This is a genomic window from Phaeocystidibacter marisrubri, from assembly GCF_008933165.1.
Classification (GTDB): domain Bacteria; phylum Bacteroidota; class Bacteroidia; order Flavobacteriales; family Schleiferiaceae; genus Phaeocystidibacter; species Phaeocystidibacter marisrubri.
This window is the reverse complement of the sequence record NZ_WBVQ01000001.1, coordinates 777231-788778: the sequence shown is the minus strand read 5'-3', so window position 1 is coordinate 788778 and position 11548 is coordinate 777231. Positions and strand designations below refer to the sequence as shown.

General features: G+C 45.0%; 8 protein-coding genes. 4 read left to right on the top strand and 4 right to left on the bottom strand.

All coding sequences use genetic code 11. From position 1 onward, the window contains the following. Positions 1 to 124: 124 nt before the first annotated feature. Together clpB and F8C82_RS03570 are read left to right on the top strand one after the other, a co-directional pair. Positions 125 to 2716: an ATP-dependent chaperone ClpB gene (gene clpB, locus F8C82_RS03575; RefSeq protein WP_151692063.1), complete on the top strand. Its 2592-nt coding sequence runs from the start codon at positions 125 to 127 to the stop codon at positions 2714 to 2716. 136 nt (positions 2717 to 2852) lie between these two features. After that, on the top strand, positions 2853 to 3659 hold the full coding sequence (locus F8C82_RS03570) for a T9SS type A sorting domain-containing protein (RefSeq protein WP_151692061.1): 807 nt from the start codon (positions 2853 to 2855) through the stop codon (positions 3657 to 3659). 376 nt (positions 3660 to 4035) lie between these two features. Here the strand turns inward: F8C82_RS03570 and mltG are convergent, their stop codons facing one another. Genes mltG through dapF form a run of 4 tightly spaced genes read right to left on the bottom strand, consistent with a single transcriptional unit; the run spans position 4036 to position 8348 of the window. After that, positions 4036 to 5061 carry an endolytic transglycosylase MltG gene (gene mltG, locus F8C82_RS03565; protein ID WP_151692060.1) on the bottom strand — a complete coding sequence of 342 codons (1026 nt, stop codon included), beginning with the start codon at positions 5059 to 5061 and terminating at the stop codon, positions 4036 to 4038. A 12-nt stretch (positions 5062 to 5073) separates the two neighbouring features. Then, complete coding sequence (locus F8C82_RS03560) at positions 5074 to 7053, bottom strand: tetratricopeptide repeat protein (protein WP_151692058.1); 1980 nt, start codon at positions 7051 to 7053, stop codon at positions 5074 to 5076. Then, entirely contained in the window at positions 7050 to 7568 is a 519-nt protein-coding gene (locus F8C82_RS03555) for a GNAT family N-acetyltransferase (protein WP_151692056.1), read from the bottom strand. The genes F8C82_RS03560 and F8C82_RS03555 overlap by 4 nt, the downstream gene beginning before the upstream one ends. 3 nt (positions 7569 to 7571) lie before the next feature. Then, on the bottom strand, positions 7572 to 8348 hold the full coding sequence (gene dapF / locus F8C82_RS03550) for a diaminopimelate epimerase (protein WP_151692055.1): 777 nt from the start codon (positions 8346 to 8348) through the stop codon (positions 7572 to 7574). Positions 8349 to 8476: 128 nt separating this feature from the next. On the opposite strand from dapF, the gene F8C82_RS03545 reads away from it, so the two are divergent. Together F8C82_RS03545 and F8C82_RS03540 are read left to right on the top strand one after the other, a co-directional pair. Continuing rightward, positions 8477 to 9916 carry a trypsin-like peptidase domain-containing protein gene (locus tag F8C82_RS03545; protein ID WP_151692054.1) on the top strand — a complete coding sequence of 480 codons (1440 nt, stop codon included), beginning with the start codon at positions 8477 to 8479 and terminating at the stop codon, positions 9914 to 9916. 145 nt (positions 9917 to 10061) lie between these two features. Next, positions 10062 to 11516: a glyceraldehyde-3-phosphate dehydrogenase gene (locus F8C82_RS03540; protein WP_151692053.1), complete on the top strand. Its 1455-nt coding sequence runs from the start codon at positions 10062 to 10064 to the stop codon at positions 11514 to 11516. Positions 11517 to 11548 lie beyond the last annotated feature (32 nt).

Sequence of the window (11548 nt, the reverse complement as noted above, 5' to 3'; positions counted from 1 at the left end):
TTATTTCAACTGACCATAAGACACTCGCCCTCAGTTGTGTAGGACAAAATGTCTGATTCCACATCAACTTTCTGTCTTGGTCTTACAATTGATGAAAGCTGAGCATATCACAAGCATATACACAATGAAACTCGATAAATTCACCATCAAATCACAAGAAGCCATCCAAGCTGCTCAACAGCTCGCGATGGATCGCGGGCATCAGGCCATTTCTGATGCTCATATTATGGAGGGAATTCTTGAAGTTGACGATCAAGTCCTCCCCTTCCTACTCAAAAAATTGGGGGCAAATCTAGACCCCATTCGAACAGCAGTCCGTGCACACATTGAAAGTCTGCCTCGCGTAGAAGGAGGTCAGCAGTACTTGAGTCGTGAAGCAAACGACGTTCTCAGCAAAGCGCAAGGCGCCGCTCAAAAAAACGGTGATGAATTCGTATCACTAGAACATGTTCTTATTGGGTTGCTTTCTGCCAATGGTACCGTTAGTAGAATCTTGAAAGATGCAGGTATCAATCAAAAGGATCTTCAAATTGCCATTGATGAATTGCGCAAAGGGTCCAAAGCAAATACCGCCAGTGCAGAAGACAGTTACAATGCTCTGGGTAAGTATGCGCTCAACCTAAATGAACTTGCAGATACCGGTAAACTTGATCCTGTAATTGGTAGAGATGACGAAATTCGTCGCATCCTTCAAATTCTCTCAAGACGAACCAAGAACAACCCTATCCTCGTGGGAGAACCAGGGGTAGGTAAAACTGCGATAGCCGAAGGTTTAGCACACCGTATCGTTCAAGGAGATGTTCCGGAAAACCTAAAATCGAAAGTCATTCACTCATTGGATATGGCCAGTTTGATTGCTGGTGCCAAATACAAAGGTGAGTTTGAAGAACGACTAAAGGCAGTGGTAAAGGAAGTAACGAGCAGTGATGGAGAAATCATCCTCTTTATTGATGAAATTCACACATTAGTTGGTGCTGGTGGTGGTGAAGGGGCCATGGATGCCGCTAACATTCTTAAGCCAGCATTGGCAAGAGGAGAGCTGAGAGCTATCGGAGCAACAACCCTGAATGAATATCAGAAGTACTTCGAAAAGGACAAGGCGCTTGAACGTCGATTCCAGAAAGTGATCGTTGCTGAACCGGATACCGAAAGTTCGATTTCCATCTTGCGTGGGATCAAAGACAAGTATGAAACCCATCACAAAGTTCGAATCAAGGATGAGGCAATAATCTCCGCTGTAGAACTTTCACAACGCTACATCACTGATCGATTCTTGCCAGACAAGGCCATCGATTTGGTAGACGAAGCTGCTTCGAAATTGCGACTTGAAATCAACTCAAAACCTGAGGAAATTGACGTCTTGGACCGCAAGATCATGCAACTTGAAATTGAACAGGAAGCCATTAAACGCGAGGACGACAAAAAGAAGTTGGCTCTTATTAAAGAGGAGTTGGCAAATCTACGCGAAGACAGAAACGCGCTTGCTGCAAGATGGGAAGGCGAAAAGGAAATCGTTGAGCGCATCCAAAAAGCGAGGGAAGATATTGAGCGCTTCAAGCATGAAGCTGATCAAGCTGAACGCGCTGGGGATTTCGGGAAAGTGGCAGAACTCCGCTATGGACGCATCAAAGAAGCCGAAGAAGACTTGAAGAAAAGCGAAGCTGATCTAGAAGCGCGAGAAACCGGCAATTCGCTTATCAATGAAGAGGTTACCTCAGAAGACATTGCCGAAGTCGTTTCTAAATGGACAGGTATACCAGTGAATAAAATGCTGGAATCTGAACGCTCCAAGCTCTTGCGCTTAGAAGAGGAACTCCACAAAAGAGTAGTTGGTCAAGATGAAGCCATATCTGCAGTTTCCGATGCCATTCGCAGAAGTAGAGCAGGTTTAGGTGATGACAAACGACCCATTGGTAGTTTCATCTTCTTGGGCTCAACCGGAGTAGGTAAAACCGAATTGGCGAAAACACTTGCGTCATTCCTCTTTGATGATGAAAATGCGTTAACGCGCATTGATATGAGCGAATATCAAGAGAGACACGCAGTGAGCCGACTCATTGGAGCACCTCCGGGCTATGTTGGATATGATGAAGGAGGCCAACTCACTGAAGCAGTTCGCAGAAGACCGTATTCGGTTGTCTTGCTCGACGAAATAGAGAAAGCACATCCAGATGTATTCAACATTCTGCTTCAGGTCTTGGACGATGGTCGACTTACCGACAACAAAGGTCGTACGGTCAATTTTAAAAACACCATCATCATCATGACCTCCAACCTCGGTTCTCAATTGATCCAGGAGAAACTGGCAGACTATGACGAAAACAGGCCAAATGATGTGATGAATTCATTGAAAGATGAAATTCTCACGATGCTAAAAGCGCACATGCGACCAGAATTTATCAATCGTGTGGATGAAATTGTCACCTTTACTCCACTGAGTTCAAAAGAAATTTCAGGAATTGTTGACATCCATCTACAACAGCTCAAAAAGATGCTGGCGAAAAAGGATATTACTCTGGATTTCACTCCAGAAGCTGTAGGTCATATTGCGCGCGTTGGATTTGATCCACTTTTTGGCGCTAGGCCCGTAAAACGAGTGATACAGCGAGAAGTACTCAATCCTCTATCGGTGAAAATCATCGGTGAAGAAGTGACTGCAGACAGTGTAATTCTCGTAGATGAATTTGAAGGAAACATCGTTTTTAGGAACATATAATATTCGATAATACGCACTAAATGAGGGGCTTTTTCCACTAGGAAAAGGCCCCTTTTACAATTGGTTGCTATCATTATTGGGAATTAAAAAGATTTTATTTGTAACTTTCTTCACCGAAGCCTAATTATACGCTACTATGAAGAAGTCGCACACCTTCAGATTACGCTCTAATGCTTTGGCCCTCATCACCGCTTTTTCGTCGGTTGCTATGCTGGGTCAATCCAATGATGGCGTTCAGAATGTTGAACTCTTTCCGGAAAAGTCTACACCAGAAGTGGTTGAAGTGTCTGGGATTTTCAGCATGGAAGTTACATGGACAGGTGTGCAGTCTCGAATTGAATCCATCAACTGGGATAATTTTGGACTGAGCAATTCAGGTAGTGCATATTTGCGAATTCTTGATGCCGAAGGCACAGAGCTGTACACAGGCTACCCAACTGAGCGTTCCAACGGAGATCATCAATTTGAAGTGGCATCCGTCTTCTTCGAAACAGGCTTCACTTACACCTTGGAATTTGACCTCAATCAAACCAGTATTTCTATCTACTCCAACAACGTATTCCCTTGGAGACCAGACAATGCTGATCCTATTGATATTGAAAGTACAGAGTTAATCGGAGTAGCAGATCAACCCGTTGATCCCGACAAAGTATTCCCCTATTTCACTATGAATATGGTATACGGTGTGGGTCTAGAAGAAACGACCCATGAATCTTGGTCTACTTATCCGAATCCTGCTACAGATTGGATTTCATTGCCTGAATTGACAACCTCCGCTCAAGTAGATTTCTATTCAGTTAGTGGCCAATTGGTTCACTCAGAAAATGCAGAAGCGAATCAATCTAGCATCTCTACATCTACCCTAGCCGCTGGAATGTACATTGTGGCTGTCCGCGGTGAAAATGGTGAACTGATTGCTCGTTCAACCGTCACAGTAGAATAAGCTTCTCTTCATAGTAAATAAGATGGAAGTAAAAGTTTCCATCTGAAGTGTGGTATTCGAGTCGGGTGCGGGAATCTTGATCATATTCACGACACTAAACACGCCTTTCCACAAGTGACTCCTTACGGGGAAACGTGACAAACCAATACCCAGACTCCAATAGTATTTTGAGCCTCGAATGAATAACGGAATGGCTTATCCAGCGGAATTATAACTCGGATTCTCACTACCTCCTTTCAACCCTGTAGCACCATAACCTACTGCTCTCCTACCCCGCCAAATCCAGCAATCGTGTAAAGTCGAGGTTCATTGAGCGTATCTGAAGGCGATCAGAAGTACTATGCACTCAATTGAATTGAAAGTGCATCGAGAGTAGTTAGTTTCCCCATTGGCTGTGTTGATAGCGTTGCGCATTTCGAGCATGTTGACGAACCGTTTTTGCAAAGGCATGGTAGCCCGGACGGTCAGGGTCGGCGCACATGAAGATATAATCGTGTTTTTCAGGATTCAGCACCGCTTCAATGGCCGTAATCTCTGGGATAGAGAGAGGTCCAGGAGGTAGGCCTGAGTATTTGTAGGTGTTGTAAGGAGAATCCAATTCCAGCATACCATACAGCACTCTGCGCACCTTGGGTTGATCTGGATTCGCCTTCTCATAGGCATACTTCACCGTAGGGTCCGCCTGGAGCTTGATACTCTTGTCCAATCGATTCAGGTACAATCCTGCTACTTTGGACATTTCATCCGTCATATAGGTTTCACTTTGAACGATGGATGCAAGTGTCGCGACTTCCTCAGGTGTGAGCCCCAAATTTTTGGCCTTCTCCACTCTAGTGTTATTCCAGAACTTATCTCTCTCTGTAATCAAGCGGTTTACCACATCTGTCGGCGAAGTAGTCCAATATACTTCATAAGTGTTCGGTACGATATAAGCCAATCGATACTCAGCTTTAACCTTGTGTTCTCCCCAGATCTCATCACTGTTCAATGCCAAGTAAAAGGCTACAGAATCGGCTTGAAGGTCCCGTGCTAACTCTCCGGCTAAATCCGCAAAATCAATCACATGATGAAACTGTAACTTCGTAGGAGTCTGAATACCCGCTACAAGTCGGTTTACCATTTCTCGATTGGTCATTCCCTCCGTAAATACATACCGGCCTGGCTTCAGTTTTTCAGGAAGGCCTTTGAGTTCCGCCCATTTTTCAAAGCTATCCGCATCTACTAGACCTGAATCCAAAGCAGCAACAATATCCTGCAACTCCGAGTTGGGATGAACGAAAAACTCAATAGGCTCACCTTTGAAGTTCGATTCAAACAAAACATCATATCCAATAACGGCTACTATCGAGCCAGCGAGTACAACAAAAACTCCAAGAAAGAATAGAATCCTCTTACGCATCATGATCAATCACCTCTAGTTTTTTCCCTGTTGATTCAGGAACTTCCAAACGCTCTGGTACCTTTCGTTATTGGGATACAGCTCCATTAACGGTTTCAATACAACCTTGGCATCGGAATATTTCTTTTGTGCTATATAACAGGAAACCAAGTTTAAGCGGGCAGGCTCGTAATCTGGATTGAGTTTTATTGCCGTTTCAAACTGAGTCACTGCTGTAGCGGTATCTCCATACAAAAGGTCCACATAACCCAGGTTTCCGTGTCCTTCTGGCAAATATGGATTGGCTTCCACAATCTTTTTGAAAGAAGTTTCTGCCGTTTGTATGTCGCCCATCTTTAATGCAACAGCCCCAAATTTATTCTCAAATTCGAGCACGTGAGGTGCCAGTAAGGTTGCCTTTGCATAAAAACCTCTCGCCTTCTCCAATTGTCCTAGCTCATCATAGGCTTGACCAATCCGGTATGCGGTCCACGCATCTCTATTGTCGTAGGTTGTAGACATCAGTCCATCTAACACACGTTGAGCCCCTTCGCTTTCAATATACTGAACCATCAAGGCAGGTGTGTTTCTCAAATAGTAAATGTGCACTCTCTCCGAAACTGAGGATCCTTCAGGAAGTTTTTGAACATATTTCCAAGCTGAATCCAATAAAGTAATGGCCCCTGAGAACTGCTCATACTGCTGAATAAAGGCTCTTGCCTTACTTCGAACAGACGGATTAGGATTGTTGATGGCAACCAACGCTTGAAGAACTCTTTCTGTTTGTTCTAATCGCTCGCGAGTCCTAGTACTCGGAACAGCAATCTTGTGATCGTGCACTGTGACGTGAGGAATATCTTCAGAGCTTGAAACTGGCATATGACACGAAACACAGTTATCAGCTACTTCCTTTCGAACAGGAAGTTCTTCTGAACACAACTGCAATTCTCCTCCAGTCGTATGGCACGTCGCGCATCGAGCATTGAAGATATCAATATTCGTCTCCCGTACACTGATATGCGGGTTGTGACATGAAATACAGTTAAAGGTGCCCTCGGAGTGAATCACACATTGCGACTGAGCAAATCGGTCTACATGACTTGCCATAATGAAAGATTCATCACTGTCTTCATAGCGCGGCAAGTAAACATCCATCACATCCGACAATACCATACCCGGTTTGAAATCGAAGAAGCTCTTCCCCTCTGCCAAAACTGCATTTCCTTGTAAATGACACCGCTGGCAAATCTCCACTTGTCGTTTGGCATCTAATCGTCGAGGATTAACAATGCTGTAATCCGGACCCTGACTGGTGTCTACGTGAATTCCTGCAAGCTTTTCTTTGACGTGAATCTCCCCCGGTCCATGACATCTTTCGCAGTCAATTCCCATGGGAACACGATTGAACTTATTGTTAGACCCGCGCACGAAATCCACGGGCATTGCATTGTGACAACTCATGCACTCCAATCCAATCTGTCGACTAAACCTTGTGTTATTGCCATGCTCAAACCCTGGTGGCAGGTCGGCTTTCTCAGATTGTGTGTAGAACGTAAAAGGCGCTTGATACAAGAATCCATTCACATTGTAAATGTGACTATTCGTGTGCTGTCCAGACCCTATGATATAATCTATCTTTTGAATGCGCTTGTGAATGGTGTCCACTCCGTCTAGGCGAAACTCCAGAACCATTAACTGGTCACCGTAGAAATAAGGTTTGTAGGATAGGTTCGATTCTTCATCGTGGATAACCACAGAACCATTCCAATCGTAATGGGCCTTTTCTTTGTTCGCCGGGCCGAAAGAGCTTCCCATCCCAGTGTGCACGAACGTGTGACGAATGTCTGCATGACAGGACGAACACGTTTCAATCCCCATGTATTTCACGGAATCTGCATGATTTCTCCAAGTGAGTTCAGCTTTCACTTCCGACGGTTTGTCTGAACTGAAATCACATTGCGCGAGAAAAATGCCCAATGAGAAAATAGCGATTATGATAAGGAATGAACGCTTCATAAGAGATGCTGCATTTGAACCACATCTTCGAAGTAATCCTTCTTGCGCAGCCAATCCTTCAGAACGCCTACGCTCACAAAGCCCACCGACTCAAATAGCTTAATGCTACCTTCATTTCTACTACCAATTTCGGCAAAGAGTTGATGAAGGAAAGCGACATCTCTCGAATAGTCAATCAACCAGCGGAGAGCCTCCTTACCGAACCCTAAATTACGAGCACTAGATTCAATCAAGATACCCACTGCTGCTCTTTGGTGGCGTTCTGAATATTGATAAAGATCGAGTAAGCCTACAGGCGATTTCGTATCCCTACGCTCAATGACCCACCGGAACTGACCAGCCTCTGCTAGCGTCTCTGAAGCATTGTTGACATAGCGTTGAAATGTGCCTCGCGAAAGTGGAACCTGACGATCACCCGCTGTCCAGTTGGAGGGATTGTTCTCCCAATCCATCAACCAATCTACATCGGTTACTTCCAATGGCCTAAAGTGCAATCTTTCCGTATTGTTCGTCATATTCTACCTTTCCCAAACACCTGCAAATACAAATTGTGCAGGTCCAACGAGTTTAACATGGTGATACGCGTTGTTTTCAAAGGTAAAAGATACAGATAGGTTTCCACCCGGAGTTTTAATCTGAATATTCTGAGCGTTTGACACCCCACTGTGGTGAAGAGCTAAAGCTGAGGCAGTTACACCTGTACCACAACTATAGGTTTCACCTTCCACTCCACGCTCATAGGTTCTAACATGAAGGGTTTCCGAATCCCATTCAATGAAATTTACATTTGATCCCTCTACACCGTAAACCTCGTTGCGAATTCGACGTCCTTCCTTGTCTACTGGAAAGTCTTCTACATTCTCAACAAAGCATACATGATGCGGTGACCCCGTATCCAAGAACCAATCGCCGTTTGAATCGCGAATTTCACGAACATCATTCATCCCTAGCGATACAATACCATCCGCAACGGATGCCTCGTGCAAACCATCAATAGCCGTGAAGGTGATATGTTCATCCTTACCAATCCCTAGATATCTAGCGAACCGGACCGAACATCGCCCACCATTGCCACACATCGTACTCTCTCTTCCATCGCTGTTGTAATACACCATCTTGAAATCGGCATTGGGATCGTCTTCTATCAAGATGAAACCATCGGCGCCAATGCCAAACCTGCGATGACATATGAGGGCAATTTGCTCTTGAGAAAGGTGAGAAAGTCCTCCTTCACGATGGTCAACCATCACAAAGTCGTTTCCAGTACCTTGGTATTTGTGGAATGAGAATTTCATTTGGCGAAGGTAGCAATAAGATCCTTTAGAACAGATGGTTAAATTCGTGTTAACCCACAATCCATAAGGCCTAAGAGTTGTTAACTTGCTATGAGAATCAACACAAAATCAAACATAAATCAATAGTGATGAATTCAAAACAAATTCTATCCTCCCTCGGAATTGCCGTTGCGGGTGGTGCTATTGCTGTTTCGAGCTATGCCCTATTCATGGAACCCACTCAAAAAGTGGTTATTCAAGAATCGCCAAACCACCACAGTATAACTACATCGAGTGCTTCTCCCCTACGTTGGGACAATTTTTCGGAAGCAGCTGAATCCACGGTTAGTTCCGTTGTACACGTAAAAACGGCCGTAGAGCAAGGCTATTACATGAGTCCTTTTGGCGGCTCCTTCTTTGGCAATGGAAACCGAACTCCACGTATTGTCGAGGGCAGCGGTTCCGGGGTAATTATTTCTGAAGACGGATACATTGTTACCAACAACCACGTAATTAAGGATGCACGTGAGGTGTCGGTAACCACGAACGACAATCGCGAATTAAAGGCGGTGGTGATTGGGTCTGATCCTACAACAGACATCGCTGTCCTCAAAGTAGAAGCGGATGATCTCAAACCGCTTCCCATCGCTAATTCTGATGATGTCCGATTAGGACAATGGGTGTTGGCAGTAGGCAATCCTTTCAACCTTAACTCTACCGTTACAGCCGGAATCATCAGTGCAAAGGGCCGAAGTATCAACGTGATAGATGAGCGCTCTGCCATAGAATCCTTCTTACAAACGGATGCGGTGGTAAACCCAGGAAACAGCGGAGGTGCTCTGGTAAACCTCAACGGTGATTTGGTGGGAATCAACACCGCCATCAGTACACATACAGGTACATTTGAAGGTTACTCCTTTGCGGTTCCTAGCAATTTGGTTCAAAAAGTGGTCGATGATATCATTGAATACGGTGTGGTGCAACGTGCCTACCTCGGGGTGAATATATCGAACGTGACTCCACAATTGGCTACCGAGCTGGATCTCAACCGCACAACCGGTGTTTACATTGCCAACGTTGTAGAAGGAAGCGCTGCACAAAGTGCAGGAATCAAAACAGGCGATGTCATTACAAGGATTGAAGATCGCCAGATAACGCGTTCCAGTGAACTTCTCGAAGTAGTAGGTAGAAAACGTCCGGGTGACATTGTAAGGGTCACTGTAGACCGCGAAGGTTCTGAAGAAGTATTCGACCTCACACTCACCAATAGTATTGGAAATACTGCATTGATCACTGCCACACAAAGCGATTTCACAACCGATTTGGGAGCCACCTTTGAAGCATTGAGCAATGAACAAAAACGCAGTCTAAAATTGCGTGGAGGTGTGATTGTAACCGAACGAGGTGACGGTAAGCTAAAAGATGCAGGTGTTCCGCGTGGTTTTATCATCACTAAGATGAACAACATCAATGTGACTTCACCAGAAGATATCGAGAAGATTCTCAGCGACCTACGTCCGGGAGACGGACTTCTCATTCAAGGCTACCACCCCAACGGAAGACCTGCCTATTTCGCGTTCGGGATGTGATTCCATAGTAAGTGTATTTTTTACACTATAAAATTAATTGTAAACCCCTCTATATGAGGGGTTTATTTATTTGATAATTATTGCCGATACCATCTAGGGGGGTTATTTTTGCGGCAGTTTTTCATGCTCACTTAAAACACACATCATGGCTGAGCCACGTGCATACGAAACTGCCGTTCAAGAACGCATCGGTATGGAGAAATCCGCCACTGAATTCATCAAAGTAATCAGCGATCTTTTCTATGACAAAGGCGTTGAGACCGTTCTTTTCCGCAACCAGCTTATCGACAAGCGTCCAAGCGAGATTTTGAATCTCCACAACTACGCTAAGAAAGTAGTGGGAAAAGACATCACGATTGCAGACACACTTGCTCTTGCAACGGAAGTATTGGCAGCCGATATCTGCCCTGCTCGTTTCGACATTGGTCGATTGACAGCAGAATGGATGGAAGAAGGTTCTTCATTCGACAGCAAAGCGGCATTTGTTGCTGCGAAGATGGGCGAGTTCATCGGAGGCTCTAGCGATAGTGAAGTTGAGCCGAAAGACGTGGTTCTTTACGGATTTGGTCGTATCGGCCGTCTCGTAGCTCGCGAGCTTATTGCTCAGGAAGGTCGTGGTCAGCAGTTGCGCCTTCGCGCGATTGTTTCTCGTGGCGAAACTCCTGAATCATTAGAAAAGCGTGCATCGCTTCTTCGCGTTGACTCTGTACATGGTGAATTCCCTGGAACGGTTGAGGCTGACGTTGAAAACATGAACCTGTTGATCAACGGTCGTGTAATCAACATGATTTCTGCCAACCAGCCAGAAGATATCGACTACACAGCCTACGGCATCAACAATGCACTTATCATCGACAATACCGGTGCATTCCGCGATGATGTAGCACTTGCACGTCACCTAAAAGCGAAAGGAGCTGCTAAAGTTCTTTTGACGGCTCCAGGTAAAGGAGTTCCAAACATCGTTCACGGGGTTAACCAAATGGACTACAACCCGAACGAAATTGACATTTTCTCTGCAGCGTCTTGTACAACCAACGCGATTGTTCCTGTATTGAAAGTGATCAATGACAAATTGGGCATTGATAAAGGTCACATTGAGACCATCCACGCCTACACCAACGACCAAAACTTGGTTGATAACATGCACAGCAAATACCGTCGTGGTCGCGCTGCTGCCTTGAACATGGTTATCACTGAAACAGGTGCAGGTAAGGCTGTTGATAAGGTAATCCCAGGCTTGGGAGCTAAATTGACTTCGAACGCCATTCGTGTTCCAGTTCCAGATGGTTCATTGGCTATCTTGAACTTGACCGTTCAAAAAGATACAACTGTAGAGGGTATCAACGACATCATGCGCGATGCCGCCCTTCACGGTAACTTGGTTGAACAAATCAACTACAGCATTAGCAACGAATTGGTATCTAGCGATATCATCGGTAACTCTTGTCCGTCTATTTTCGACAGCAAGGCGACTATCGTTCATAGCGATAACCGCTCTATGGTATTGTACGTTTGGTATGATAACGAATACGGTTATACTCGTCAGGTAATGCGCTTGAGCAAGTACATCGCTCAAGTTCGTCGCAAGCGTTACTATTAAGATTATCGAAGGAAGGCGTAGAACTTTCTACA